The organism is Rhizobium sp. YTU87027 (assembly GCF_050644135.1).
Lineage (GTDB): Bacteria > Pseudomonadota > Alphaproteobacteria > Rhizobiales > Rhizobiaceae > Rhizobium.
In genome coordinates, this window is sequence record NZ_CP098441.1 from 1,994,436 (window position 1) to 2,019,503 (window position 25,068).

The 25,068-nt window shown below is 58.3% G+C and carries 24 protein-coding genes and 2 pseudogenes; 14 read left to right on the top strand and 12 right to left on the bottom strand.

All coding sequences use genetic code 11. From position 1 onward, the window contains the following. Positions 1-67 precede the first annotated feature (67 nt). The 3 genes from NBG89_RS28395 to NBG89_RS28405 all read right to left on the bottom strand — a co-directional run bounded on the left by NBG89_RS28395 (position 68) and on the right by NBG89_RS28405 (position 2,154). The gene (locus tag NBG89_RS28395) at positions 68-814 is read right to left on the bottom strand and encodes an SDR family oxidoreductase (protein WP_431323605.1); all 747 of its coding nucleotides are present in this window, start codon (positions 812-814) and stop codon (positions 68-70) included. A gap of 91 nt (positions 815-905) precedes the next feature. Continuing rightward, positions 906-1,313, bottom strand: a complete 408-nt coding sequence (locus NBG89_RS28400; RefSeq protein WP_431323606.1) for a cupin domain-containing protein — start codon at positions 1,311-1,313, stop codon at positions 906-908. Between the two features lie 85 nt (positions 1,314-1,398). Then, positions 1,399-2,154, bottom strand: a complete 756-nt coding sequence (locus tag NBG89_RS28405; protein ID WP_431323607.1) for an SDR family oxidoreductase — start codon at positions 2,152-2,154, stop codon at positions 1,399-1,401. Positions 2,155-2,692: 538 nt separating this feature from the next. Between NBG89_RS28405 and NBG89_RS28410 the strand changes: the two genes are divergently transcribed. The 4 genes from NBG89_RS28410 to NBG89_RS28425 are packed head-to-tail and all read left to right on the top strand — an operon-like array spanning position 2,693 to position 8,499. After that, positions 2,693-6,787, top strand: coding sequence for a PAS domain-containing protein (locus NBG89_RS28410; RefSeq protein ID WP_431323608.1), 4,095 nt, complete (start codon positions 2,693-2,695; stop codon positions 6,785-6,787). Further along, the gene (locus NBG89_RS28415) at positions 6,784-7,425 is read left to right on the top strand and encodes a response regulator transcription factor (protein ID WP_431323609.1); all 642 of its coding nucleotides are present in this window, start codon (positions 6,784-6,786) and stop codon (positions 7,423-7,425) included. Before NBG89_RS28410 ends, NBG89_RS28415 begins: the two co-directional genes overlap by 4 nt. A 2-nt stretch (positions 7,426-7,427) precedes the next feature. Beyond that, the gene (locus NBG89_RS28420) at positions 7,428-7,805 is read left to right on the top strand and encodes a response regulator transcription factor (protein ID WP_431323610.1); all 378 of its coding nucleotides are present in this window, start codon (positions 7,428-7,430) and stop codon (positions 7,803-7,805) included. Between the two features lies 1 nt (position 7,806). Then, positions 7,807-8,499 (top strand): response regulator transcription factor, encoded by a 693-nt coding sequence (locus NBG89_RS28425; RefSeq protein WP_431324576.1) that lies wholly within the window; start codon positions 7,807-7,809, stop codon positions 8,497-8,499. A 441-nt stretch (positions 8,500-8,940) separates the two neighbouring features. Here the strand turns inward: NBG89_RS28425 and NBG89_RS28430 are convergent, their stop codons facing one another. Beyond that, positions 8,941-9,282, bottom strand: a complete 342-nt coding sequence (locus tag NBG89_RS28430; protein ID WP_431323611.1) for a DUF2147 domain-containing protein — start codon at positions 9,280-9,282, stop codon at positions 8,941-8,943. A gap of 162 nt (positions 9,283-9,444) precedes the next feature. Continuing rightward, a complete protein-coding gene (locus NBG89_RS28435; protein ID WP_431323612.1) occupies positions 9,445-10,227 on the bottom strand; it encodes a universal stress protein in 783 nt (260 codons plus the stop codon). A gap of 201 nt (positions 10,228-10,428) precedes the next feature. Here NBG89_RS28435 and NBG89_RS28440 point away from each other — a divergent pair. From NBG89_RS28440 to NBG89_RS28465, 6 genes and pseudogenes are all read left to right on the top strand, one after another. Then, a pseudogene (locus NBG89_RS28440) lies at positions 10,429-10,785 on the top strand (polyketide cyclase); the annotation flags it as partial. Further along, a complete protein-coding gene (locus NBG89_RS28445; RefSeq protein ID WP_431323613.1) occupies positions 10,778-11,230 on the top strand; it encodes a MarR family winged helix-turn-helix transcriptional regulator in 453 nt (150 codons plus the stop codon). The pseudogene NBG89_RS28440 and the gene NBG89_RS28445, both read left to right, overlap by 8 nt. Before the next feature lie 244 nt (positions 11,231-11,474). After that, positions 11,475-11,899: pseudogene (locus tag NBG89_RS28450) on the top strand (EVE domain-containing protein). A 152-nt stretch (positions 11,900-12,051) separates the two neighbouring features. Beyond that, complete coding sequence (locus NBG89_RS28455; protein ID WP_431323614.1) at positions 12,052-12,489, top strand: curlin; 438 nt, start codon at positions 12,052-12,054, stop codon at positions 12,487-12,489. Between the two features lie 65 nt (positions 12,490-12,554). Then, the gene (gene csgH, locus NBG89_RS28460; protein ID WP_431323615.1) at positions 12,555-12,953 is read left to right on the top strand and encodes a curli-like amyloid fiber formation chaperone CsgH; all 399 of its coding nucleotides are present in this window, start codon (positions 12,555-12,557) and stop codon (positions 12,951-12,953) included. A 173-nt stretch (positions 12,954-13,126) separates the two neighbouring features. Continuing rightward, positions 13,127-13,540 carry a curlin gene (locus NBG89_RS28465; RefSeq protein ID WP_431323616.1) on the top strand — a complete coding sequence of 138 codons (414 nt, stop codon included), beginning with the start codon at positions 13,127-13,129 and terminating at the stop codon, positions 13,538-13,540. Between the two features lie 634 nt (positions 13,541-14,174). On the opposite strand, the gene NBG89_RS28470 is transcribed toward NBG89_RS28465, so the two are convergent. From NBG89_RS28470 to NBG89_RS28495, 6 genes are all read right to left on the bottom strand, one after another. Further along, positions 14,175-15,608 carry an aldehyde dehydrogenase family protein gene (locus NBG89_RS28470; protein ID WP_431323617.1) on the bottom strand — a complete coding sequence of 478 codons (1,434 nt, stop codon included), beginning with the start codon at positions 15,606-15,608 and terminating at the stop codon, positions 14,175-14,177. 12 nt (positions 15,609-15,620) lie between these two features. Beyond that, positions 15,621-16,355, bottom strand: a complete 735-nt coding sequence (locus tag NBG89_RS28475) for an MBL fold metallo-hydrolase (RefSeq protein WP_431323618.1) — start codon at positions 16,353-16,355, stop codon at positions 15,621-15,623. 9 nt (positions 16,356-16,364) lie between these two features. Continuing rightward, entirely contained in the window at positions 16,365-17,459 is a 1,095-nt protein-coding gene (locus tag NBG89_RS28480) for an ABC transporter ATP-binding protein (RefSeq protein ID WP_431323619.1), read from the bottom strand. Beyond that, the gene (locus tag NBG89_RS28485) at positions 17,456-18,247 is read right to left on the bottom strand and encodes an ABC transporter permease (RefSeq protein ID WP_431323620.1); all 792 of its coding nucleotides are present in this window, start codon (positions 18,245-18,247) and stop codon (positions 17,456-17,458) included. The genes NBG89_RS28480 and NBG89_RS28485 overlap by 4 nt, the downstream gene beginning before the upstream one ends. Beyond that, on the bottom strand, positions 18,247-19,110 hold the full coding sequence (locus NBG89_RS28490) for an ABC transporter permease (protein ID WP_431323621.1): 864 nt from the start codon (positions 19,108-19,110) through the stop codon (positions 18,247-18,249). The genes NBG89_RS28485 and NBG89_RS28490 overlap by 1 nt, the downstream gene beginning before the upstream one ends. A gap of 81 nt (positions 19,111-19,191) precedes the next feature. Then, positions 19,192-20,286: a polyamine ABC transporter substrate-binding protein gene (locus tag NBG89_RS28495; protein ID WP_431323622.1), complete on the bottom strand. Its 1,095-nt coding sequence runs from the start codon at positions 20,284-20,286 to the stop codon at positions 19,192-19,194. Positions 20,287-20,402: 116 nt separating this feature from the next. On the opposite strand from NBG89_RS28495, the gene NBG89_RS28500 reads away from it, so the two are divergent. From NBG89_RS28500 to NBG89_RS28515, 4 genes are all read left to right on the top strand, one after another. After that, positions 20,403-21,029 carry a TetR/AcrR family transcriptional regulator gene (locus tag NBG89_RS28500; protein WP_431323623.1) on the top strand — a complete coding sequence of 209 codons (627 nt, stop codon included), beginning with the start codon at positions 20,403-20,405 and terminating at the stop codon, positions 21,027-21,029. Positions 21,030-21,043: 14 nt separating this feature from the next. Beyond that, a complete protein-coding gene (locus tag NBG89_RS28505) occupies positions 21,044-21,436 on the top strand; it encodes a YybH family protein (RefSeq protein ID WP_431323624.1) in 393 nt (130 codons plus the stop codon). Between the two features lie 87 nt (positions 21,437-21,523). Continuing rightward, the gene (speB, locus tag NBG89_RS28510) at positions 21,524-22,573 is read left to right on the top strand and encodes an agmatinase (protein ID WP_431323625.1); all 1,050 of its coding nucleotides are present in this window, start codon (positions 21,524-21,526) and stop codon (positions 22,571-22,573) included. Positions 22,574-22,869: 296 nt separating this feature from the next. Then, entirely contained in the window at positions 22,870-23,127 is a 258-nt protein-coding gene (locus NBG89_RS28515) for a glycine zipper domain-containing protein (protein ID WP_431323626.1), read from the top strand. A gap of 212 nt (positions 23,128-23,339) precedes the next feature. Here NBG89_RS28515 and NBG89_RS28520 read toward each other — a convergent pair whose 3' ends face one another. Further along, positions 23,340-24,494: an alpha/beta hydrolase gene (locus NBG89_RS28520; protein WP_431323627.1), complete on the bottom strand. Its 1,155-nt coding sequence runs from the start codon at positions 24,492-24,494 to the stop codon at positions 23,340-23,342. Positions 24,495-25,068: the final 574 nt, after the last annotated feature.

A 25,068-nucleotide genomic window follows, 5' to 3' on the forward strand; every position in this document is an offset into this window, starting at 1 on the left:
ACCCGTGCCGCAAAGAGCCAGTTTTGCTGGGCTGTTCGCTGGTGTCGATGGCGATGTTGGAACACGTCTAATTGGCCATGGAACGGTACAGCCAGTCGACATAGCTCAGCGAACCGACACGCGCTCCCGCAAGCGGCAGCAATGTGTCATCGTTCAGCTCGACGCCGTAATAGCGGGCACTGTTATCTGTCACGACCTGGCGCATGTCTTCGTTTGCTGCAAGGTGCATACGTGCAATCTCGTCGAGACCGAACTGGTCGTGCCCGCCGATCTCCACAGTATCGTTCTTTGCTGCCCCCATCGCCAATTCGACCAGCATCTCAGCGACGTTGTCAGCAGCTATCGGCCTTACCGATGCCGAGGGAAGCCGGAAGCCGTCTCCGTCTGTGGCCATGTCGACTACGCCGCAGATAAACTCGAAGAATTGCGTGGAATGGAGAATGGTATAGGGCCGCCTTGCTGCCCTGATGAGATTTTCCTGCACCATCTTCGCGCGGAAATAGTCGCTCTCTACAAGGCGGGGTGTCCCTACCACAGAAAGTGCGATGTAATGTTTGACGTCTGCCGAAGCAGCCAACAAATTCCGGGTGGAGGCCTTGAAAAAGTCCAGGGCCGCGTCGTCGCCAAACGACGCGGCATTGGTGACGTCGATGACAACGTCGGAACCCACTATGGCTGCTCGCAGGCCTTCCCCCGTCACACTATTGACGCCGAGTGAAGTGGACGCAGCTGTCACCTCCGCGCCTGCCTGCCCAAGTTTTTCTGCGAGGTGCGTCCCGATTCGCCCGGTCGCCCCCATAACCGTGATTTTCATCGACTTGCTCCCTCTATCGTGTCTTGGGCAGCGGTCTGGTTTAGTCCCGCCAGGCAGTTGGCAAACGTTGGACCGTCGCCAGCTTGGGGAGTCATTCCGCCGGCAGGACGACCGGAGCGTCCTTGTTCTTGAGCAGCACGACGATAAACTTCGCCGGCTTAGACTTGCTCGCATTGCGGCTGACCAGGTGAATGTCGGAGGGGCCTTCATAGAAGGTCTCGCCCGGCGACAAGGTAACTTCTTTCTCTCCTTTGACCTGCATCACGATCGAACCCTCGAGAACGTAGACGAATGCATTTGCGTCGTGCTTGTGGATAGGGTCGGAACCTCCCGGGCCATACTCGACCGATATCATGAGCCCCTCCTTGCCCGGATAGTTTGGAAGGTCCTTCGTCATCAGTGGTGTGACCTTGGCCGTGTTTCCGGCAGCGGCAACCGGCAAAGTGCCAAGTAGGCAAACTGAAGCCGATACAAACAGTGTCAACAAAGCTGACTTCATTGTCGTTATCCCTTTGGTTGTTGAATGCATATGTGCGTTCGAAAGCTGGGCAAAAGACCAACCTACAGATGGTTCGACGCTTGGCTTATTTCGGTTGTTGGGACGAACGGAACCAGTCCTGGAACCCGACCTTGCCGATCCGCGCGCCTTCGCCGGGCACGATCGACTGATCGTTGAGTTCAGATCCGAAATAGCGCGCATGGACGTCTGCCACGACCGACCGCGGGTCGTTGGCCGCTTTCAAGTACCGGGCTATGATCTCGTTCATGGGACCGCGCTCGGGACCTGCAATCTCAATCGTGCCGTTAAGCGGCTTTCCGAGGGCGACATCCGCCACCACATCTGCAACGTCGTCTGAGGCGATAGGCTGGAAGGCGGCCGGTGACAGACGAGCGACGGTGCCGACCGTGGCTTCATCGGCAATACCCTTCAGAAATTCCATGAACTGGGTGGAAAGGACGATCGTGTAGGGGATGGATGATTCCTTGATCAGCCTCTCCTGGGCAAGCTTTGCCTTGAAATAGCCGTTGTCCGACAGCCGTTCCGTTCCGACGATCGAGAGGGCAATGTGGTGTTTGACACCAGCCTTGGCATCGGCGGCGAGCAGGTTCCGGCCGGCCGTTTCGAAGAATTCAAGCACAGCCTTGTCTTCCCACGATGGTGCGTTTGCAAGGTCAATGACGACCTCGGCACCGGCAAGCGCTTCCGCAACTCCTTCGCCGGTGACGGTGTTGACGCCGGTGTTGGGTGACACGGCAAGAACCTTGTGGCCCTTGCCGCGCAAACGCGCTGCGGTCTTGGACCCGATAAGCCCGGTCCCGCCGATAATGACTATTTTCATGACTATCTCCCTCGTTGTTGCACTCTCGGGCCAAATGACCCGAACGCATCGGAAAGTGACAGGGGAGACAAAATCATTCTATCGTGCAGAGGATGTAGCGCTCTAGTCACCAGGTATAGGTGACATGTCCACAGTGATAGGCGGGATACGCAGGATGCACGGGCTGATACTCGTCGGTTCAGCCGCCGACGTGGTTTCATTGTAATTCACTCCGTCATGCGCAGGTTCGAGAATTTGCTCGATCCGGACACGATGAGTGACCTCGAAGGGAGCTACTGAGACAATGACCCTCGTTTGACGAGGTGATGTTGTCGCCTCGCCCGGCCGAATTTTTCCGGTTCGTCCGAGCCTATTCCAGCCTTCCAAACACGGAGCGCAGCGGCAAATTCTCCCGGCAATGCATGGATTTCCCTGAGTTGCGACTGGAGCCTTGCGGGACTACGCTCGCATCATGAGTTCGCCAGTTCCAAAATCGAGAATACGTTCTGCACGAGACGCCGATGGTCCTCTGGCTTTCTTTGTCCGACAGGAGCTGCTGATGATGCGCATCTGGTCGCACCGACCCCGATTCTCGCATCTGGGTCTTTTTATAACCGCCTATGTCCTGGGCTGCGGATTTGCCCAGTTGCTGGCAATCGTGCCTGGAACAGGTATTTCCATTTGGCCGCCGAGCGGGCTCTTCATTGCTACGCTTGTTCTTGCCTCCAGGCTTAGCTGGCCATGGTGGATTCTAGGGGGCTGTCTCGCTGAATTGTTCAGCAATTTCCTGTGGTTTCAAAGTCCGCTTCCTGCCGCCTTCCTTATCTATATCGGCAACGCCCTGGAAGCGGTCGTCGGGGCATGGCTCGTGAGCCGGATTTTGAAGCGACCAGTTCGACTGGAAACCCTGCCGGAAGTTCTTGCATTCGTCCTACTGGGCGCAGGAATTGCGGCAGTCATAAGCGCGACGGTCGGAAGTGCGACGCTTGCCTGGTTTGGCATAATGTCGCAAACCTTCGGCGCGGCTTGGCCTCTTTGGTGGATCGGAGACGCCACTGGGGTCTTGATCGTAGCTCCACTGGCGCTGGTCGTATTCCAGAACTGGCACGGTAAAGCCCAACTCACTGCCGTTCGTTGGATCGAAGCCTGCGTCCTGGGGTTGATCTTTCTTGGCGTCGCCGCCCTCGCGCTGAGTGGTTACCTGCCCTTCGCCTACATCATCATGCCGCCCCTCCTATGGGCCGCGGTGCGCTTCGAGTTTACAGGCGCCGCCGTCACCTTGGCTCTCCTTGCTCTGGTCACTGCGGTCTTCACGATATCCGGCGTCGGTCAGCTTGCCGGCGATCCCGAGGCCCTGAGGCACAAGCAAATCATGCTGCAGCTTTTTCTGGTGATCTCGGCATTTTCGGCGCTCATCGTCGCCGCCATATCCCGGCAGCACCAGTCGGCACTGCTCACATTGCGCCAAAGCCTGGAGGCCTTGCGCGACCGGGAACGCGAGCTCTCGCAGCTCGTGGACATGGTGCCAGTCCAGATCAGGCGCCTGACGCCTGAGGGCGAGCCGATCTTCTTCAACAAGCGCTTGATAGACTTTTTCGGTCTAGATGTGGGGGATATGGACAAGCCGGGCACGAGCCGGTTGGCGGCAGTCATAGAGACCCTGGTCCATCCCGATGATGCAGCAAGCCTGCTGGAGACGGCCCGCAATTCCTTCATCACCGGTGAGCCTTTCGCGATGAAATACCGTATGCGTCGGGCTGATGGAGCGTATCGCTGGGTTGACGGCCGAGGGGAACCGCTGCGTGCTCAGGACGGATCGATTGTGCAATGGTACGTAATTTCGGTCGACGTCGACGACGAGGTGCGCGCCCAGCAGGCGTTGCGAGAGCGGGAGCGGGAGTTGTCATTGCTTGTCGACATGGTTCCGGTACACATCGGCCGCATGTCGCCCGACGGCGAGCCGACCTTCTTCAGCAAGCGTACCCTGCAATCCATCGGCCTCGACCACGTCGCGGCTTGGGACAAACCTGATATGAGCCGCCTGGCGGCCCTCATAGGGGCGACAGTCCATCCCGAAGATGGCCCGCGAATGCGGGAGGTGCTCGACCACGCCCTCGCCAGCGGTGAGCCTTATACCATAAGATATCGCCGACGCCGTGCGGACGGCATCTATCGCTGGATGGAGGGCCGCGCCGAGCCGTTGCGGGATGAAAAGGGTGTGATCGTGCAATGGTACGCAGCCGCCCTCGATATCGACGATGAGGTGCGCGCGCAGCAGGCTTTGCGCGATCGGGAGCGGGAGCTCCAGCAATTGATCGACGCCGTGCCGGCTCTGATTTGGGCCACGACACCGGAAGGAACGCCGATCTACATCAACAAGCGGTTCAAGGACGTAACGGGCGCTACGCTCAAGGATATCACCGCGCCTGATGGTTCGCCGTCCCTGAGCGTGATCCATCCGGACGACAGAGACACGGCGCGGCAAGACATCAACCATTCGTTCAAAACAGGTGCCCCCTACGTTCAGAGGTATCGTCAGTTGCGCACCGACGGCAGTTTTCGTTGGACTGAGACGCGGGCAGAGCCGTTACGCGACGATACCGGTGCCATTATCCACTGGTACGGGGTCAGCGTGGATATCCACGATCTCGTGACCGCGCAGGAGGCCTTGCAGCAAGGCGAACGGCGCTACCGCGACCTCTTCCACTACATGCCCATCGGGCTCACCCAGGTGGACGCAAGCAAGCTCATTCCCTTGTTCAAGGAGTTGCGGGAACAGGGTGTGACGGAACTCAAAACCTATATAGACGAACATCCAGAATTCCTGCCGCGTGCGGTGGAAGCTCTGGATGTTGAAGAAGTCAACCAGCATATCATCACGATGTTCGGTGCGAAGGATGCCGAGGAGATGCTCGGGTCGATTACTCGCTACTGGCAACCGAGCATGGCCACCATACGACGCTCCATCGAGGCGCGGTATCGTGGCGAAGAAGTTTTTCAGGAAGAGACCAAGGTCGCGCGCATGGACGGCAGCGTCATCGATGTTCTTTTCACAACTGCCCGGCCCGGTGCCGTTGCCGACAAGAGTCTTGTCGGTTTCATCGATATCACCGAGCGCAAGAGGGCGGAGGTGGCATTACGCAACCGGGAGCGAGAATTCTCTCAGCTCGTCGACATGGTTCCGAGCCTCCTCTGGCGGCTAAATCCGGCGGGCGAACCAGTCTTCTTCAGCAAGCGCATGATCGAGTTCCTCGGTTTCGGCGTAGGCGACTACGATGGGTCGGAAATGAGCGGACTGGCTGCCGCCATAGCGGCTCTCGTCCATCCCAATGATGCGGTCCGACTGAGGGAAGCACTCGACCACTCCCTTGCCACTGGTGAGACCTTTTCCTTGAACTATCGACTGCGTCGTGCGGATGGGGTCTATCGTTGGATGTCGGGGCGTGCCGAGCCTCTGCGGGATGAGAGCGGGTGCATTGTCCAGTGGTACGGTCTCTCGCATGACATCGACGATCAATTGAGTATCGAGGAGGAGGTGCGCGAAAGAGAACGCTCGCTCTGGCAGCTTGTTGAAACGCTCCCCGTCATGATCGATTGCGCCGCCCCGAATGGGGAGCCGATCTATCGAAACCCTCAACTTCGCGATTTCCTCGGTTATAAGCTCGAAGACCTGGACGGAAGGGGAAAGTCCCGATTGGCCGGCACCCTCGATGCCGGCGTTCATCCCGATGAGGTCGATGGCGTCAAGAAGAACTATGCCTATTCGTTGGCTACGGGCGAGCCCTACGCGCGTAGGCACCGCCTGCGGCAGTTCGATGGCGAATATCGCTGGGTCGAGACGCGCGCCGCGCCAATGCGCAACGCCGCAGGTGCGATCGTTCAGTGGAATGTCATCTGCCTGGATATCGACGGCGAAGTTCGGGCGGAGGAAAAGTTGCGTCTGGCGCAAGAGAGTCTTGCGCGGGCAAGCCAGGCGGCAAGCCTCTCGGAGCTTTCGGCCTCCATCGCGCACGAGGTGAACCAGCCTCTGGCGGCCGTTGTTGCGAACTCGCACGCCTGTCAACGCTGGCTCATGGCCGAACCGCCAAATATCGAGCGAGCGGAGAAAACGGTGGAGCGCATTATTCGAGATGCCAACTCGGCGGCGGATGTTGTCAGCCGCATTCGGGCCTTGTTCAAACAATCCACGGATACCAGGATCTATACGGCGCTCGCTAGCGTTATCAACGAAGTACGGACCCTGATGGCTGTTGAAGCGGCACGGCGTAGCGTGCGGATGGATGTGAAGATCGATGGCGACTTTCCGCTCATTGCCATCGACCGCGTCCAGATCCAGCAGGTTCTGATCAATCTCATTCGCAACGGCATGGAGGCCATGGACTCTATTGCCGGCGACCGAGTGCTGGGGATACGCATGCGCTACATGGGGGATGTCATCCAAACTGATATCAGCGATCTCGGCCAGGGTATAGGATTTCCCGAGAAAATATTCCAGCCATTCTTTACGACAAAAGAGGATGGCATGGGCATGGGGCTGGCGATTTGTCGTTCTATTGTCGAGTCACACGGCGGACGATTGTGGGCGGAGAACAACGAACCGCGTGGGACGACGTTCATCTTCACCTTGCCGGTTGAAATGAAGGCAGTACCATGACAGCCGATGATCATATTGTCTTCATCGTGGACGACGATGCCCGAATTCGGGAGGCTCTCAGCGAGCTCTTGGACTCGCATGGCATACGCGCTGTCCTATTTGGATCTGCAGGCGACTATGTGAACGCGGATAAGCCGGACGTGCCCGCCTGCCTCATCCTCGATATCGAATTGCCTGATATCAATGGTCTCGACCTCCAGAAACAGATCGCTGATGGAGGACATCCACCGATAGTCTTCATTACAGGACACGGTGACATCCCATCTTCGGTCCGCGCGATCAAACACGGGGCCGTCGATTTCCTGACCAAACCCTTTAGCGATGCAGATCTGATGGCAGCGGTCCACGCAGCGATAGCGCAAGATAGGGAAAAGAGATTGGAACGTGCCGAACTGGGCATGCTGAGACAGCGCTATCTCGAGCTGACACCGCGAGAGCGCGAGGTCTTGCCGCTCGTCGTGAGCGGTCTTCTCAATAAACAGGCAGCGGCAGAGCTGGGGATCAGTGAAGTCACGCTGCAAATCCACAGAAGGAACGTGATGCAGAAAATGGCGGCAGCATCGTTCGCCGATCTCGTTCGCATGGCGGAGAGACTGGAAACACCGGTTACCCACTCGCGAAGAGTGGGAGGGAATTGAACATGAACAAGACAAGACATGTCGTGGGAATTGTTGATGACGATCCGAGAATGCTTGAGTCGGTGGGCGACCTCCTCGAATCTGCTGGCTATGTGGCTCGCAGTTTTCCGTCGGCAGCATCATTGCTCGTCAACGGAATGTCGGACCTCGATGTACTCATCACCGACATAGGGATGCAGGGAATAGACGGGTTTGAGCTTCGTGACATAGTGAAGAAGGCACGTCCCGAACTGCCGGTATTCCTGGTCACCGGCCGCCACGAAATAGCGGATCAGAGCCGTGCTCGAGGCATCAGCGGTTTTTTCCGCAAGCCCTTCGACGCCCAGGCGCTATTGGCTGCCATCGCCAATGAGTTACACCAATCGAAAGATGGAGGGTGACATGAGAGTTGACCAACCGTTGCTGCGCAATTCGGCGCCGTTATCACAACAAAGCGGAGATGAAGAGGGCCAGCCGCTCGTTGTTATTGTCGATGATGATGCATCTGTTCGAGAAGCGTTGGCGGAATTGATCCTGTCAGCTGGCTTCCAGCCGGTCAGCTTTGCCTCGCCCCGCGAATTACTTGACGCCGATATATTGGACAGCCCCGGCTGCTTGATACTCGATGTGCGCATGCCCGGCGCAAGTGGTCTCCATTTGCAGCGGCATCTGGCGGAAAGCGGAAACCCCAAGCCGATCATCTTTCTGACCGGGCACGGTGATATCCCGATGACCGTCCAGGCGATGAAGGCCGGCGCTGTGGATTTTCTGACCAAGCCGGTGCGGGACCAGACGCTGCTTGACGCTGTGACGACGGGCATCGCGATGGATGCCGAACGACGGGCGGAAGCCGTGATTGCCAAGCGCAATATCGAACGCCTTGAGACACTGACGCAGCGCGAGCGCGAAGTGCTGTATGAAGTGGCGCATGGACGTCTTAACAAGCAGATCGCCTTCGATTTCGGCATTAGTGAAGTGACAGTCAAGCTGCATCGCAGCAATGTCATGCACAAAATGGAGGCCGCCTCCATCGGCGAACTGATCCGGGCGTGGGGAACTCTGCCGGTGCAAATGCGCCGGGCCGCCGCGCGCTAGAACTGAAACCGCTCTACGGGAGATCTGCTCCGGCAGAGCGGTTCGAATCCAACTAAATATGCTCCGCCTTCGTTAGTCGAAGGCGATACGAATCGGAAAATAGACGTCAGGACTCGATAAATTTGACCTTAACACTTCGGCGGGAAATTTCTAATGACGGTCTTGAACGGATATGAACCGCCAACAATCCAATTGCTAACCTCAGGGCTATAACAATGACTTAGCTCTGAGCGACTTCCCTCATTCGAGCAAAGAGTTGAAGAACTCCCGTATATCGTCATCCGACAAGTGACCTGGACTGTTCTTTTCTGACCAGAGTTCGTAGGCACGCTCCCAATCGGTACCGTCGCGAGAATCTGAAGGATCGGCCAAATGCTCGTTAGCAGTCTCAATATCGGGATCTCGCGCGCGTCACGAGCGCGGCCGCCGCGCTTGGCCATCTCAGTTCAGGCGGGTCCAAGTCTGCGTCTTGCACAATACTCTTGTTGCGCAGCCCCAAAGTTTGAGGCTGTTTCCCGACACGATGAGCCTGCCGCTATAAGTTGTTTTTGTCCTCGGATCCGTGAGCCGGCCGGTATATGTATCGCCCGCACCTGAGAAGAAACCGATCTGCTGTCCCGCATATCGCCCGCTCTTCGCCACAATGCAATAATTCGATCCGCAGTGGTCGATCGCCGACGTCTCGCCGTTTGCTGTTTTCCAGGTTCCCACCACTGTATCGGCACCACTCGCGGCGCTGGCAATTGATATGAAGACTGTTGCCAAAGCAGACCTGATCGTCATGTGGAAACTCCACTATGGCCCCCTCGTTGCGCGATCACGAAGACCGGCAGGGATGCGAGCTGCACAACTACGGCAAACACAACGAGAGCGACACGGGATTGTTCATAGGGCAATGCCGTTGCCACGGCTGCCAACCAATCATCCCACACGCAAGGCCGCGATTTAGTGCGACATTAGGACCGGCATCGAAACGTTTTTCAGCAGATCGCGGGTCGCACCGCCGAACATATCTTCGAAAAGCGGCGAGTGGCCATAGGCGCCGCAGACGATAAGATCTGCGCTCTCACGGTCGAGACCGGCAAACAACGCGCTGGTGAAATCGTTGTCCCCCGTGTTCCGCCATCCTTCCAGGGCTACCCCAACTCCATGCTGTTCGAGATGACCCTTTATCTCCTGGACGTCAGCATTTTTGTCGCTGTAGTTGCTCGCAAACACGAACAAGAAAACTTTGCGTGCGGCCTTGAGGATCGGCATTGCGTCGTGAACGGCCCTGGTTGACTCGCGACTGAAATTCCAGGCGATGACCACCTGCTCGCCGATTGCGTCTTCGCCTGTCCAGCCCGTTGGAAGGACCAACATGGGAACCCCGGCTGTCATCAAGATTTCTTTGGGGACTGCTGAATTGGATAGATGGCTTTGCTCGGGATGCGGCTGTGTCGTTACCAGAAGGTCCGCGCAATGGGAAAAAAGCTGCTCTGCGCTATGAGCCTCCGGTCGTGCCGCGTGATACTGGAAGTCAAGGCCAGCCTTCTGAACCGCGGCCTTGAATTCGCCTTCAATCGCGAGCGCGAGATCGCGGCTCTCCCCCTTCAGTGCTTCTTTCGTGCTGACGTCGACGCCGATCAGCCTGGCGTGGTGCTTGGCAGCAATATTGATGGCAGTGCGCACGCGGGCCGTACAATCGCCTCCGGCGTCCAAATAGACAACGATATCTCTGTAGGCCATAACTTCCTCCCTTCGCACAAGACCGAGCGCGCCACCTGCTCGATTCTCCGTCGCAGGAGTCACTAGGAGAATCGCAGAGAACCCATGACCCTGAACAGTTAATGTCCCTTGACGCTCCAGGTTCCGGACGCCTGCAAAGAATTAACGATGTCGTCGGGTTGGCGTCTGGCGATCCCCTTTCTGTAAGACCCGGCTCACCCACATGAAGGCCGGCTCTCGTATGAGGGGTCAGATACCTTCGTTCTTCATGGACCCTTCGCTAAAGGTACACGCGTTTCAGTGACACCTGCGGGCCAGGAAACTTTCGAATCGGTGATCGTCGATCTGGTCGATAACGTGACTTACGCCGACGAAACCTCATTCGGTGATCTTAAGCTCTTGTTCCGCCATACGTTGAAGCCAGTTGCCGGTGGAACCCAAGTCACGCATCGGCTCGAAATCTCAGGACCATCCGCCGGGGATGTAGGGCCTGAACTCGGCCCTCAAATCAGCGGGGATTTTGATACTTCGATGGCACGGCTCTTCGAGTGTGCGAAAGCGTTTGAACGCCATGAATGACGAGCACTTACCAACGCAATTCAAGGACGCGTCAGAGAGCCCCGGATTGCTCCTGTGGCGAGCGACCATGCGATGGCAGCGCTTGATGACAGCAGTGCTGGTACCGCTGGGCCTGACCCATGTTCAATTCGTCCTCCTGGCCTCAGCGATGTGGCTTGGACGCGCTGGCAAGCCGCCCAATCAGGCTCAGCTTGCCGGCCAGGCGGGTACAGACATCAAGATGACGTCCGACGTCCTTGCCCGGCTGGAATCGAAGGGATTGATTACAAGGGAAGCCGATCCCAGCGATTCCCGTGCGAAAGTGATTAGGGCGACCTCTATCGGGACTGACGTTGCGAAGAAGGCGATCACGGCCGTAGAGGCGGCCGATGCGGCTTTTTTCGCGACCGTTGAGAACGCGGATTTGGTCAAGATATTGCGGCCGCTCGCCGGAGATATCGATTAGAAAAAAGGCGCCGCTCCGCAAACGGCGGAGCGTCTCTTTGCACGGCCGACCTTTCCAGAAAAGGCGTATCGGTTCTCCTATCCCACCAAGACGGAATAGTACCATGTCAAATAGCATTCTTCCTTGCCTGAGCAACACCGCAGAGGGCGATCAATGGCACGCCGATTGCGGAGCCGATGGTGCATGGAATCCCGACGGCCGGCATCGCGTGCGGGGTTATCTCGTCTCGGCGGGAGTTTGAGCCATGGGGCGCGCGTCTTGGATTGCCGTAGCCTCGGCCGAGCATGTGCGGATCGGTCGTGCGGCGGGCTTCATGCAGGTCTGTCACGGCAAGGGTGGACCCCGCTACGGCGGACCGCCCCTGGCGACACCGTCATCTACTACTCTCCCTCCGAGACCTTCCGGGGAAAAGACCGCCTGCAGGCCTTCACTGCTATCGGGATCATCACCGACCGCTCACCCTATCAAGCGGAAATGTTTCCCGGCTTCCTACCCTGGCGGCGAGATGTCGACTGGCGACCAACAGCGGAGGTGCCAATCCGTCCGCTCCTCGGTCAGCTGGCGTTCACCCGAAGCGGCAACTGGGGTTATCAATTGCGGTTCGGCCTCTTCCCCATCGAACCAGAGGATTCCGCACTCATCGCAGCCTCCATGCAGGATGATGGCTGAGCGTGCCGATGGCCGATTGATGGGATCAAGGCTAAAGCGCCGATCTCTGCGAATGAACCCCGACTGAATGGTGCCTTCAGCTTCTGTTCCAAAGGGAGCGTCCAAAAGAAAGACGTTCAACCGCGGTCTTATCCGCCTGAGGAGACACAGTCATGATCCGCACGCCTTTCATTGCAACCGCACTCGTCGCTCTCGTGGGCCTCACCGCCGCAGCCCCCGCCATGGCCAACGATGTGCGTATCGAACAATATGGCTGGTCGAACTCTGCCGGTGGCGCGCAGGAAGGATACGCAAACCGGATCAGAACCTATCAGAACGGCGGCTACAACCGGATTATCGGCCATCAATATGGTCGTCATAACCTTTCGGCTGTCGGTCAGGAGGGCAATGACAACTATGGCGCCACCTATCAGAACGGCGTCCGCAACGTCGCCGGCATCGGCCAGTTTGGCTCCAACCACACGACGATCCTTACCCAGGACGGCAATGGCAACATCGCGGCTGGCGTCCAGGTCGGTCATGGCTGCAACGCCAATGTCAGCCAGGGCGGCAACGGCAATGTCGCGGCCTTCGTCCAGGCCTGCCCGTAAGCGGCTGGGCGATGACGTGAAAGAGGTCAAGATCGCAACAGCAGACCATTGGGGGGAGACGACCCATGCCAAATAGCGTTAAACATCCACGCCGCCTGATGGCCATTCTTGCGCTGGTCCTGCTTCCCGTCGGCGCCATTGCGGCCACGACGATTGCCAACCAATCTGACGAGGCGCAGCTTTGCGAAATCAAAGCAACGCCCGGAGCAGGCATGGTAAGACTGGATGCGCTCGTCCACGCCGACAAGCATGTCGGCGGGACTTACACCTTCCATGTCGAGAAATTGGGAGACGGTGGAAGCTCCACGATCAACCAGAGTGGCGATTTTGATGCCATAGCGGGACATGCGGCAATCCTCAGCTCCGTCTCGCTCGGCTCCAAAGGAACCGAATACAAAGCCACACTGGATGTCGTGATCGGGGACAAGAGTTTCAGCTGCACGAAGCAGATCGGCAGCAACTAATCGGCCTCCGCACTCTGCAAATCCCATTAAAAGGGCGCCGGTTTCTGGCGCCCTTTTGCGTTCGATCAGGCCGAAACGACTGAACGACGACTGAACGGGCAATTCCGACTGGGTTCAGCTGCAAGATGCGAAAGTTGATCATCGGCCAACGCAGCCGGCAAATGGAGATCAGGATGACTCGCAACGTGTTTAAGGTTCTTACCGTCACTCTTCTTGCCGGGAGCCTGGCGCAAGTAGCCCTGTCTGTGCCAGCCTATGCCGGCGGCCGGATCTCGTTCAACCTCGCGCCGGACAATGCCGAGGATGCGGGTCTTTTCTCAACTGGACTGCGCGTCTATTCGCTCTACCGCGGTCTGAAAGACGCCGATATCCGCCAGCTGGGCCGGAGTAATGCGGCTGGCATCGCCCAGACTGGCCGTGGCAACCTCGGCTTCATCCGGCAACGGGGCAATGGTCATTCCGCAACCTTGCGGCAGAATGGCAACAACAATGCCTATGGCATTTTCCAGTATGGGCGAAATACTGAAACCGACGTGGTGCAGGATGGGGATAACGACAGTGGCGCTACCTTCAGCTATGGCTGGTAAGACAGTTCACCCCAGTCCCGAAGGCGACGTCACGTTGTTTCATCAACGCCTGTTCGCCGCTTTTCTTGCAGGCGAAGGCAATGGCCATCACCTACAGAATCGCTCCGACCAGCCGGCATCTTCTTGGCTGTTGGCTCACGCGGACCAGACGAAGAAACGGCCCACTACCCCGCTGAGGACTTCGGGCCAATCCAGAAAGAGGAGCTCATTTGTCCGTCACCTGTGGAACGATCTGAGGACGACCGCAACTACCTAGCAGTTCGGCACGCTCTTTCTCCACGCCGAGCCATGGTCTTGCAAACAGCGTTCGTCATGAGCGGCAAGGAAAGCACAGGCTGGTTACCGAGGACCCTTATCGTCGCCGCGCCGACAGACGATGGCGAGGAATACGTGGCTGTGAAACCATGCCTGGATACCACTTACGGCACTATGCACGATCCCAGCCAAGGCAGCACGAACGCACTCATTCGCGCCGTGAAAGAAGCCGGAATTCCCGTGGTCGCAGTTGTTCACTGGCGGGATGTTTCGCCCAAACTCTGCAGAAGAGTGTTGGCCGAAAATGAAAAAGTCAATCGAAGGCTATGCCGAGCCAAGGCGCCGGGCAATGCTTGCCTAAACACGACTGAGCCTTCGATCAGGCGGCATCAGGACGATGAAGGGTCTTCACTTCAAGGAAATCCTCAAGGCCGAAGACACCGCCTTCTCGTCCGTTGCCCGATTGCTTGTAACCACCGAAGGGGCTTCCGTAACGATGCGGCCCGCCGTTGATATGGACCATCCCGGCCCGCAACCTTGCCGCGACGCGCTCGGCGCGATCTGGGTCGCCGGTCTGGACATAGGCAGCCAGTCCATAGCTGGTGTCGTTGGCTATCACGATCGCCTCCTCCTCGGTGTCGAACGGCATGATGGCCAGCACTGGCCCGAATACCTCCTCACGCGCGATCCGCATGTCATTGTTGACGTCGGCGAAAATCGTCGGCTTGACGAAATAGCCGGTCTCGAAGCCCTCTGGCCTGCCGGACCCGCCGACGAGAAGGCGCGCACCTTCGGCAATACCCGCCTGGATCAATGCCTGCACGCGACCGAATTGAATGTCGCTGACAAGCGGACCGATATGGCTGCCTTCTTCTGTGGGATTACCGACCCTGGCGTCACGACCGACGCGCGCGGCGATCTCGACAGCCTTGTTATAGACCGACTTCTGAACGAGGAGGCGGGTTGGCGCATCGCAGGACTGGCCCGAATTGTTGAAACATTCAAGCACGCTTCCCGTAACACGATCCTCGAGATCGGCGTCCTCGAATACGAGGTTGGGAGACTTCCCGCCGAGCTCAAGTGTTACTCGTTTGACTGTGTCCGCCGCATCCTTGCTGACGGCAATGCCGGCTCTGGTCGAGCCGGTGAAGGACATCATGTCCACGTCCCTGTGCCGCGAAAGCGCGGCACCGACATTGGCGCCATCGCCGTTCACGAGGTTGAAGGCGCCGGCGGGGAAGCCGGCTTCATGTACCATCTCCGCATAGAGCATGGCGTTGAGCGGTGTGAACTCGGACGGCTTCAGTATGCAGGTCGAGCCTGTGGCCAGCGCCGGAACCACTTTCAGTGCTATCTGGTTGATCGGCCAGTTCCAGGGAGTGATAAGACCGCAAACGCCGATCGGTTCGCGCAAGAGAACGTCGCCGTTCGGCAGTGCGTCGCGCATCTTCAGCCGCCTCAGCGCATCGATGAAACCCTGCAGGTGCCCTACGCCGACATCGGCCTGCTGTTGGCGGCTCATGGTAATCGGCGCACCGAGCTCGAGCGTGATCGTCTGCGCCATCTCCTCGTAGCGGCGCTTGTAGATCTCAAGCAGTCTTTCCAGCAGCGCCAGGCGTTCCTCGACGCTTGTACGGCTGTAGCTTGAGAACGCCTTCCTTGCGGCAGCGACGGCGCGATCGATATCGGCAGCTGTGCCCATCGAAATCATCGCAACTGGCTGTTCTGTCGCCGGATTGATAACCTCAAGATCATTCGCTGCCAGCGGCGCTACCCACTCGCCATTGATGTAGAATTTGCGCTTGTCGAGCATTTATCACTCCCGTCAGATTTTCTTGTGTCTTTCGTTCAGCCAATCGGCGATCATCTGGCGGTATCGTTGGCCGCTGAAGCTCGGAAAATGCCCGCCATGCACGACGCGAGCCGGTATCGTCAAAAGCCGCTCCATCGAGGCGAGATAATCGGCCGCGTTGGAATGATAGGTGTCCTCGATCAGCGGCCCGTCGTAAAGGATATCACCGGAAATGAGCGTTTCCGTCCTCGCTTCCCAAAGGGCGATGCCACCGGGCGAGTGGCCGGGCGTATGGATGACCTCGAAGCTCCGATCGCCGAGATCGATGACATCTCCGTCTTCCAGAATACGCGTCGCCGGCGCCTTCTTCACGCTGTAGCAATGCGAGCAATAGGGCTCGGGCGGCAACGCATCGAAGATGTCATCGGTGACGTAGGGGTCGGCGAGCGTGTTCGTCCGCGTCGGATTGGCAAGCAGGTCGGCTTCCGCCGAATGGACCGCGCGGCACTCGAACTCGTGATGGCAACCAATATGGTCGAAGTGGGTGTGGCTTGCGACCGCAATCAGATCCCGCTCGGTGACGAGGGGTACCCATTCGCGTAGCGACACGACCCCCATACCGCTGTCGACAAGCAAATCGCGATCGCGCCCGCGCACGTGCCAGACATTGCAGCGGTAGAACTCCCGGATGAAAGGCTCGGAAATGAGAGTGACGTCATCCGCCAACCGTTTCACCTGATACCATTTGTCTGGGGTAACGCGTTCCATGACTTGAGCCTATGCCTGTTTCGACGGCAAGGCTACAATATCGCCGACATTGACGGCGAGCGTGGCCGCCTGGCCTTCCATCAGCGCCGCCGATTGCGGCATATGCGCGACGATGCGCATTTCCGAAGCGCCGCCGGGCGTCAGGTGGCATCGATAATGCGTTCCGAAAAAGGCGCTGCCCGATACGGTAGCCTGGCCGAGTGCGATGACGGGGCCGTCCCCCTCGCCGGCACGGCGGAAATGTTCTGGCCTGATGCAAAGCATCGTCGCCTGACCGACGGACGGCATGCCAGCCGTGAAGCAGCTTTTCGGCAATGCGACCTTTCCAAGCCTCGTCTCGACGATCGCCCGGGTCGCATCAACATCTTTGATCGCGCCCGGAATGAAGTTTATTTCACCCATAAAGCCGGCGGCAAAGAGCGAGCGCGGACGCATGTAGATTTCAGAGGGTGGCCCGACGTCTTCGATCTTTCCGTGGTTCATCACCACGATGCGATCGGCGATGGCCATGGCCTCTTCCTGGTCGTGGGTGACGTGAACGAAGGTCGTACCGACGCGCTTCTGGATCGCCTTCAATTCGTCCTGCATCTGCCGGCGAAGCTTGAGGTCAAGGGCACCCAGCGGTTCGTCGAGCAGCAGAACGTCAGGATCGACCGCAAGAGCCCGGGCGAGCGCCACGCGCTGTCGCTGACCGCCAGAAAGCTCATGCGGCTTCTTCTGCGCGGAAGACTTGAGACCGACAAGATCGAGGAGGGCACTGGCGCGTTCTTCGCGCGCCGACTTGCCGATGCCGCGCATTCTGAGGCCAAAACCCACATTGTCCTTGAGCTTCATATGCGGGAAGAGAGCATAGTCCTGAAACATCGTGGTCGTCGGGCGTTTTGCCGGCGGAACATTGGTCACTTCCTTGCCGCCGATTAAAATCCGCCCCTTCGTCGGCGACAGGAAACCTCCGAGAATGGACAGAAGCGTGGTCTTGCCACAGCCGGAAGGCCCGAGCAGGACGATGAATTCGCCTGCGTTGATGTTAAGGGAAACATCGTCGAGCGCCGTGAAGCTGGCGAAGGTCTTCGTCGCGTTCTCGATTGAAACCGGAGCGGTCATGATTTCTTTGTCCTTCCGAACAGGAACAGTTCCAACACGATCAGCAAGACGACTGAAACGAGAAACACCAGTGACCCGATCGCATTGGTCTTGGGATTGAGACCGGAACGAAGCAGGCTCCAGATCTCGACAGGAAGTGTCACCTCGAAACGGGACAGCAGGAAAGCGATGATGAATTCATCCCAGCTGAACGTCATCGACAGGAAGAAGGAGGCAAGCAGCGACGGCAGCAGCATCGGCGCCGTAACAAGCGCCATGACCTTTATGTCGCTGGCGCCGAGATCGCGCGCAGCACGCTCGATATTGATGTGGTGGTCTCCCATCGACGAATAGATGATCGCAAAGCAGAGCGGCAGATTGATCACCACGTGACCGATGCCGACTGTCCACAGCGAAAGGCCGATGCCCAGCACATTGAGGACGGTTAACAGCCCAAGTGCGATAATCAGATAGCTGACGGTCATCGGCGCAACCAGCAATCCGCGTTGCAAGGCGGAGCCTGGCAGCTTGAAGCGGGCCAGCGCATAGGCAGCGAAAAATCCGAGGAGGCAGGCAACGAGAGACGATATGGTCGCCACCAGGAACGAATGCAGCAGCGCGGCCATTAGCTTGCGATCGGCGAAGACGGCTTCATACCATCGCAGCGAGAACCCGTTGAAGGGCGGCACCGGCAGGCGCCCGTCCTGGAAGGAAAACAGCACAAGCACGATCACCGGCAGAAAGATGAAGCCGAAAATCAGAACGGCATAGACACCGGAAACGACGTTGGTGAGCCTGTCGCGCGCCATTACGTCCTCTCGATCTTCAGCCAGCGGGCGCAGGCAATATATGCAGCAGTGACGGCCAGCATCAGGATGATCGAGAGAGCCGCGGCCATCGGGAAATCGGCACGGCGACCAAGCTGCAGCATGATGATCTGCGGCAGGACGAGCTCATTATTGCCCCCGAGGATCTGCGGCGTGACGTAGTCACCGATGCAAAGAACGAAGGTCAGGAACGCGCCGGTCATGATGCCCGGCATGGTGAGTGGCAGGATGACATGCCAGAATGTCTGAAATGCATTCGCACCGAGGTCAGCTGCCGCGCGGCGATAATTCGGCGTGAGCTGCACGAGATTGGCATAGATCGTCAGGGTGAGAAGCATGACAAAGAAATGAACGAAGCCGATCACCGTTGCCGTGCGGTTGCTGGCGAGTTCCAGCGGCTCGCTGACGATGCCGAAATTCGTCAACGCCTGATTGATCACGCCATTGCGCGAGAGGACGAGCAGCCAGGAATAGGAGCGAACGACGTAGGAGCTCCAGAACGGCAGGATCGCAAGGATCAGGACTGTCCGCTGATATTTCTGCGGCACCCGCTCGGCGATGATCCAGGCCAGAGGATAGGCAAGCAGGATCGAAAGAACCGTCACGATCGCGGTAATTTCCAAGGAATTCGTCAGTCCGCGAAACAGCGCGTCCTTCTCGAAGAAGGCGATGTAGTTGTTGAGTTTCCAGACGCGGACAATCCCTCCACCCTGCTGTTCCCACAGGCTCATGGCCGCCATGAGGAGAAACGGGCCGACAAAGAAGACGATCGTCCAGACGAGGGCTGGAGCCACAAAACCCCAGGCCTTGCGGCGTTCGGCGTCTTCAAGAGAAACAGCAGCCACGGACAAGTCTCCGACTGCCCTCTCCCCAAAACGCAAGGAGAGGGTATTGTGATGGATGGCACGACGGAAGGGACGAAGCCGCTAGTTTTGCAGCATCTCGGTCCAGGCATCCTGCATCTTCGCGTCCAATTCCGCGCTTGGGATTGGATAAAGCTGCGTGCGCTTGAGATAATCGGCCTGCTCGTCCCAGCGCAAAGCGGCCTTCTGTTCGTCAGTCAGATGCTCGCCGGCCTTGGCGTTCGCGGGCATTGCCCAGTAACAGGACGACGTCGCAAGCCGTGCCTGCCCTTCGGGGCTGACGATATACTGCACGAACTTGAGAGCAAGGTCCTTCTTCGTGGAATCCTTCATGACGCCGATAGACTGCGCCCAGCGCACGGCACCCTGCTCCGGAATGGTCCAGTCGAGGTTAGGCTTGTCCTTCACCAATCCGGCCGTCAGCCACTCTCCGCCGCCGAAAACGATGTCGACCTCGCCTGTCGCAAGTGCCGTCTGCGATGAGACGACGTCACTGACCTGCTTTGCGTTGGTCTTGAGAGCAAGCAGCTTGTCCTTGATTGCCGGCATATCGGCATCGGTCAGGCTCGCCGTTTTCTTTCCGAGATCGATGCCGGTCAAACCGATCATCGGCAGATAGTAGTCGTAGACAGCGATGCGGCCCTTGTATTTCTCCGACCAGAGCTTCGACATGTCCTTCATGTCGGCCGGGTCAACTTTCGTTTTGTCGTAGGAAACGGTGTTATAGCCGAACTTCTCGGTGACGGCGTAGATCTTGCCGTCGCGGCTGTTGTTGGCCTCCATGCGCACGTCCGGGAAGATATCCGCGTTGGGGAGTGCATCAGCCGGTATCTCTGCAAGAATGCCCTTGTCGACGGCGCGCTGGACATCGACGCCGTCGATGACAAGCACGTCCCAGTCTCCCGGGCGTGACTGATCGATGATGGAGAGGCCGGCGCCTGTACCCTCATACTCCTTCAGATTGACCTTGACGTTGTTCGCCTTCTCGAAAGGTTCGATCAACGCCGGATCGGTGTGGTCGCACCACACAAGCGCGTTCAACTCGTCCTGCGCCAGGACCGGTGCCGATGTCAGCGCGGCGGCAGACGCAGCAAGCGCCAATGTCGCGGCCGAAGTCAGAAATCTGCGCGCAGATATGCCTGCAATAAGATCAGTCATGACGTTGCCCTCTGGTCGGTGGCGCTCGTTCCGGCGCCTTCACGAAAAAGATTGAATGAGTTCATTTTTTAAGTCAATATGATTTTTGAGGGCGTTCAATATTTGAAAGATGAGACATGACGGGACTGCGCGCCAAGCAGAAAGCCGATCGCAATCGCCGCATTTTGGAGGCGGCGGCGAGCCTGTTTCGCGAGGTTGGCTATGACAGCGCGCGCATCGAGGACATAGCGGAACGCGCCGAGGTGTCTGTCGGCACCTTCTACAACTACTATGAAAACAAGGGAGACATTCTCGTCGCCACGGTCTCCATGGAAGTCGAAGAGGTCCTCGAATCGGGTAAGACAATCGTTGAAAATCCACCGGCCACGACCCTCGACGCACTCCAGGTCCTGATCGAACAGTACTTCGACCACTCGCTCGTCTATCTCAGCAAGGAGATGTGGCGAACCGCCATGGCGACATCCATACAGCAGCCGGAAAGCCCCTTCAGCAGGCGATACACGGAGCTCGATAGACGCCTGTGTGATCAGGTTTCGACGCTGGTGCAGAAACTGCAGCTTCGCGGTGCCGTTATGCCGGGGATCGACGCGATAGCAGTGGGCCAGATGCTCTTTAACAACCTCAACATGATGTTCATCGAGTTCGTCAAAGATGAAGCGATGACGCTTGAGACACTGAAGGATGGCGTGGCACGGCAGAACAGGCCGCTTTCGGTCCTGATCAGCAGCCCAAAAATTCAATAACAGGGACCACAAGGATGGAACACCAGCAATATGCCGTGCTTGCGGCCGCAGAGCGCCTCGTTGATGCTTTCGCCAGGCACGATCGCGATAGCTATTTTTCGGCTTTCGCGCCCGAGGCCACCTTCATATTCCACAATCTCGATCGCCGGCTCGCCACGCGTGCCGAATATGAGGCCGAATGGGCCCTTTGGGAGACGCGCGACGGCTTTCGTGTTCACGCCTGTCGCTCGAGCGACAGAGACGTCCAGATCGCCGGCTCCATTGCCATATTCACTCACTCCGTCGAGACTGACCTTAGTGTCAACGGCGAACCTTTGACGAGCATGGAGCGCGAAACCATTGTTTTCGAGAAGCAGCCAACCGGCGATTGGCTGGCCATCCACGAGCATCTCTCGCAACGGTCTTGAGAGCAGCCGATCAGGTGCCGTGCCCTTCAAGACAAGGGCCGCACTGCCAGTGATATTGTCGAGCAATTTCGGATGAAGGACAGGACGATGGTCGAGTTGAAGAAACACCTGGAGAATCTGCGGAAGAAGTTTGGCGACAGCGCGGAATTCTTCGATCCGCGCTTTCGCCGCGTGGCCGAAAAAATCTTCAAGGGCGGGACACGCGCGGCACCCTACTCCGGCATTTCGACCTTCGCGGGTTTGCCCTACAAGGAGGTGAATTTCACCGCTCCTGATTTCGCGGACCTGCAGGTTGCGGCCATCGGCATTCCCATGGATCTCGGTGTCAGCAATCGGCCGGGCTCGCGCTTCGGACCGAGGGCAGTGCGCAGTATCGAACGGATCGGCCCCTATAATCACGTGCTGGATTGCGCTCCTGCCTACGACCTGAGGGCAGCCGATATCGGTGATATCCCGTTTGGGAGCCGCTACCGGCTGGAGCAATGCCACGGCGATATCGAGGCGGCGATCCGCAAGATTGTCGAGGCAGGCGTCATTCCGCTCTCCGTCGGCGGCGACCACTCCATAACCCATCAGATTCTGAAAGCTGTAGGTGCCAAGCAGCCCGTCGGGCTCATCCATATCGACGCCCACTGCGATACCGGCGGCCCGTTCGATCAGACGAAATTTCACCACGGCGGCCCGATGCGCAACGCCGTGCTCGACGGCGTTCTCGATCCGACCCGCACGATCCAGATCGGCATCAGGGGCCCTTCCGAATATCTCTGGGAATTCTCGTACGAATCCGGGATGACGGTCATCCACGCCGAGGAGATCAACGGGATGGGTATCCCTGCGATCATCGAGAAGGCACGGCAGATCGTCGGCGACGGCCCAACCTACCTGTCTTTCGATGTCGACAGCCTCGACCCGGCCTTTGCGCCAGGTACCGGAACGCCCGAGGTCGGCGGCCTGACCAGCCGTGAGGCGCTGGAGTTGCTTCGCGGCCTGAAGGGTCTCAATTTCGTCGGTGGCGATGTCGTGGAGGTTGCTCCGCAATATGACAGCACCACCAACACCGCGCAGGCTGGCGCTCAGATATTGTTTGAGATCCTGAGCCTTCTGGTCTTCAGCCCGGCTGTGACGGGTCGCAGGTAGGCGCCATCGGCGATCCACCGGGGCTTTTGCCCAGGCGGCGTATCGCGCGCCCCCTGCTGCGGTGATGTTTATCAGGGAAAGTCTGAGCTTTTCTCGTTCCGACTGCTTGGCAGGTTCACGCTGCCGGCAGACTGGTGGAGCGCGCGTTGACAGGTCCGAGAGATTTGAACTTAGAGCTTGGTTTTGGGATTCCGTGCCGATCACAGACCCTCTCTTGCAACTCTATAGTCCGAAAGACGCATTTGGGCTGATGCCCGATCTTCGATGCTAGATGAACCGCAAAGAGGGGGCGAGTGATGAAGAGATTGCTGATGTGTTCGTTGGCAGGTCTGGCGCTTGCAAGTTGCACGCCGACGCAGCAGGGTGCCGGTATTGGCGCCGCAACGGGTGCGGTGGTCGGTGGCGCGGTTACCAATAACGTGCGCGGTGCGGCCGTGGGTGCTGCGATCGGAGGAGCCTCCGGTGCGGTAATCGGCAACGTGGCCGGTCGGCCGGGACAATGCGAATTCCGGGATCGCAACGGTCGGCGCTACATCGCTGCCTGCCCGCGCTGACGGGGGGTTGGACCTGGAACCGCTGTCGGGGCCATTCGCGCGAACGGGCGATGGTGTCTAGGGGCAACCGGCAACGCTTTGCGCTGCCACGTCCTCTTGTCGATACTTGCACTCTCTATCCTTGGCCTGGATACGGCATCTGTCAGCTGATCGTCGGCTCATGCGCGGCGTCGACAAGACGAAATCCAGTCCTGGTCGTTTGCGCGCCGTCACTACTGCCCTGCGGAGGCCCGTGCGAGCCCACTCAGAATTCGGCTCGGGAGAAAGATCACCAGGGATGCGGCGCCCTCTACCACCGATGCCCCGTCGGCGAGCATTGTCTGGCCGACAGGCCCCTGGTCCTCTCTAACCACGCTGCGCATCAGGGCGTCGTTGTTGACGATCTCCATCAGAGTAGGAGAGCTTGCAAAGACGTTGTGGCGACCGCCGTCGATATTGGAGACATCGATGACCGCGATCTCTCTCTTCTGCAGGTCAGCGACCTCGGAACCGCTGCCGACACGTGGGTGGCCGCCTGCCAGGCGCCTTGAAAAACCGAGGGCGCGGTCGCGCTGTGAAACAATGATCGTGAACGGTCGCGGGATATCCCCAATGTCGTCAAGCTGGCTCAGGAAGACGTCGACGTCGATATCAGGTGCGGCAAGAACCACGCCACCCAAACGCTTCAGGGTGCTGGTGCGGCCCCTCAATGCCAGATCGCGCAGGGCTTCGGTGACGACATAGGCGCCCATCGAATGGCCGACCAAGATTATTCTCCTTGCGTTGGTCTCAGCCGCGATCTCGATTGTCTCGGCAAGACCTCGCCGACCGATCAGTGCACTGTCGCGATCGAAGACGTAAAGAGGGATCGAGGCTCCGGATGGCCAGGCGTAATGCAGCGAGACCGACTTGATGTTGTAGTCGTAGGTGATCTGAGCATTGCGGAAAACGCTGTCGGCGAAATTGTTGTTGTAACCGTGTACGAAGATGAAGATCTCGCGATCGTCAGGCGCGCGCTGCGCCAAGGCGGCGTTCAGCTGCCTGATGAACTCGTGTCGGTCAGCGATCGGTTGGTAGGTTCGCGCCGAAAAATGCCGGCTCGGATCGGGAATCCGCCCACTTGTCTCGACGCGGCCAGGAACGTGGTTCCTTGGAATTCCAATATCGAGCTTCGCAAAATTCAGCGTCTGCGACCGCTCGGCCGAATATGGCAGCGATAGATTGTCGGATCTCGCGCGCGTGGTCGCGACATAGATCGAAACGGTCGCCCGCGGTTGCGATCCCGATGACGATAAAACGGGAAGGCCAAGAACCGCACGTGGCCCACCGCAGCCGACAAGCGCCAACAACATCAGGATTACGATGACGGACAATCGCATTGACGACATGGCCCAGTCTAATTCTCTGGCAGCTGTTTAATCTGGTGTTCAACAAAGACAATCGGTGCAGATCACTTCTCCGGCTGCACGCATGAGGCGATCCATTTCAAAGTTCTAAGCGATGAGCAGCGGGCGTGGTAGATGAATTTCAGGCGTCCTTGCTCAAATCAGAGTTGCGTGTCGTTCAGGTGACAAGTTGACGGCGTTTCAATCTCGCACGCGTCGGGTTCCTTCCGCCCGAGACTGCCAAATCTGGACTGCAAGCATAGTTGCGGGATTCTATGCTGATCACTTCGCTTCTTGAACCGCTCTATAGTTTGCGACGGGCACTGGCCCTTGGGTACTAGTAGACTGTGCAAGCTTGGCAGGGCATTTCAGGGAGCATCGTCATTTGAGTTCTTCCACGGGACTTCTACCGTCCGCGTTGATCCCCGGGACAGATGGATTGATGAATAACGGGGGCGCTTTTTTGCTGATATCCTTCAGCCAGGTTGCGCTTTCTCTCAGCACTAACCTCGGCCGCATACAACCGGCGACGTGCCGCATCCGATCGCTGGGAACGCGTTTGTCGTATTGAATCTTG

What these genes read in the sequence shown, in the direction of transcription:
- NBG89_RS28485 (WP_431323620.1), bottom strand. Translation starts at nt 18,247, where the DNA reads ATGGCGCGCGACAGGCTCACCAACGTCGTTTCCGGTGTCTATGCCGTT.
- NBG89_RS28465 (WP_431323616.1), top strand. Translation starts at nt 13,127, where the DNA reads ATGACTCGCAACGTGTTTAAGGTTCTTACCGTCACTCTTCTTGCCGGG.
- NBG89_RS28395 (WP_431323605.1), bottom strand. Translation starts at nt 814, where the DNA reads ATGAAAATCACGGTTATGGGGGCGACCGGGCGAATCGGGACGCACCTC.
- NBG89_RS28520 (WP_431323627.1), bottom strand. Translation starts at nt 24,494, where the DNA reads ATGTCGTCAATGCGATTGTCCGTCATCGTAATCCTGATGTTGTTGGCG.
- NBG89_RS28495 (WP_431323622.1), bottom strand. Translation starts at nt 20,286, where the DNA reads ATGACTGATCTTATTGCAGGCATATCTGCGCGCAGATTTCTGACTTCG.
- NBG89_RS28505 (WP_431323624.1), top strand. Translation starts at nt 21,044, where the DNA reads ATGGAACACCAGCAATATGCCGTGCTTGCGGCCGCAGAGCGCCTCGTT.
- NBG89_RS28435 (WP_431323612.1), bottom strand. Translation starts at nt 10,227, where the DNA reads ATGGCCTACAGAGATATCGTTGTCTATTTGGACGCCGGAGGCGATTGT.
- NBG89_RS28415 (WP_431323609.1), top strand. Translation starts at nt 6,784, where the DNA reads ATGACAGCCGATGATCATATTGTCTTCATCGTGGACGACGATGCCCGA.
- NBG89_RS28410 (WP_431323608.1), top strand. Translation starts at nt 2,693, where the DNA reads ATGATGCGCATCTGGTCGCACCGACCCCGATTCTCGCATCTGGGTCTT.
- NBG89_RS28455 (WP_431323614.1), top strand. Translation starts at nt 12,052, where the DNA reads ATGATCCGCACGCCTTTCATTGCAACCGCACTCGTCGCTCTCGTGGGC.
- NBG89_RS28400 (WP_431323606.1), bottom strand. Translation starts at nt 1,313, where the DNA reads ATGAAGTCAGCTTTGTTGACACTGTTTGTATCGGCTTCAGTTTGCCTA.
- NBG89_RS28405 (WP_431323607.1), bottom strand. Translation starts at nt 2,154, where the DNA reads ATGAAAATAGTCATTATCGGCGGGACCGGGCTTATCGGGTCCAAGACC.
- NBG89_RS28515 (WP_431323626.1), top strand. Translation starts at nt 22,870, where the DNA reads ATGAAGAGATTGCTGATGTGTTCGTTGGCAGGTCTGGCGCTTGCAAGT.
- NBG89_RS28470 (WP_431323617.1), bottom strand. Translation starts at nt 15,608, where the DNA reads ATGCTCGACAAGCGCAAATTCTACATCAATGGCGAGTGGGTAGCGCCG.
- csgH (WP_431323615.1), top strand. Translation starts at nt 12,555, where the DNA reads ATGCCAAATAGCGTTAAACATCCACGCCGCCTGATGGCCATTCTTGCG.
- speB (WP_431323625.1), top strand. Translation starts at nt 21,524, where the DNA reads ATGGTCGAGTTGAAGAAACACCTGGAGAATCTGCGGAAGAAGTTTGGC.
- NBG89_RS28430 (WP_431323611.1), bottom strand. Translation starts at nt 9,282, where the DNA reads ATGACGATCAGGTCTGCTTTGGCAACAGTCTTCATATCAATTGCCAGC.
- NBG89_RS28475 (WP_431323618.1), bottom strand. Translation starts at nt 16,355, where the DNA reads ATGGAACGCGTTACCCCAGACAAATGGTATCAGGTGAAACGGTTGGCG.
- NBG89_RS28500 (WP_431323623.1), top strand. Translation starts at nt 20,403, where the DNA reads ATGACGGGACTGCGCGCCAAGCAGAAAGCCGATCGCAATCGCCGCATT.
- NBG89_RS28480 (WP_431323619.1), bottom strand. Translation starts at nt 17,459, where the DNA reads ATGACCGCTCCGGTTTCAATCGAGAACGCGACGAAGACCTTCGCCAGC.
- NBG89_RS28445 (WP_431323613.1), top strand. Translation starts at nt 10,778, where the DNA reads ATGAATGACGAGCACTTACCAACGCAATTCAAGGACGCGTCAGAGAGC.
- NBG89_RS28420 (WP_431323610.1), top strand. Translation starts at nt 7,428, where the DNA reads ATGAACAAGACAAGACATGTCGTGGGAATTGTTGATGACGATCCGAGA.
- NBG89_RS28425 (WP_431324576.1), top strand. Translation starts at nt 7,807, where the DNA reads ATGAGAGTTGACCAACCGTTGCTGCGCAATTCGGCGCCGTTATCACAA.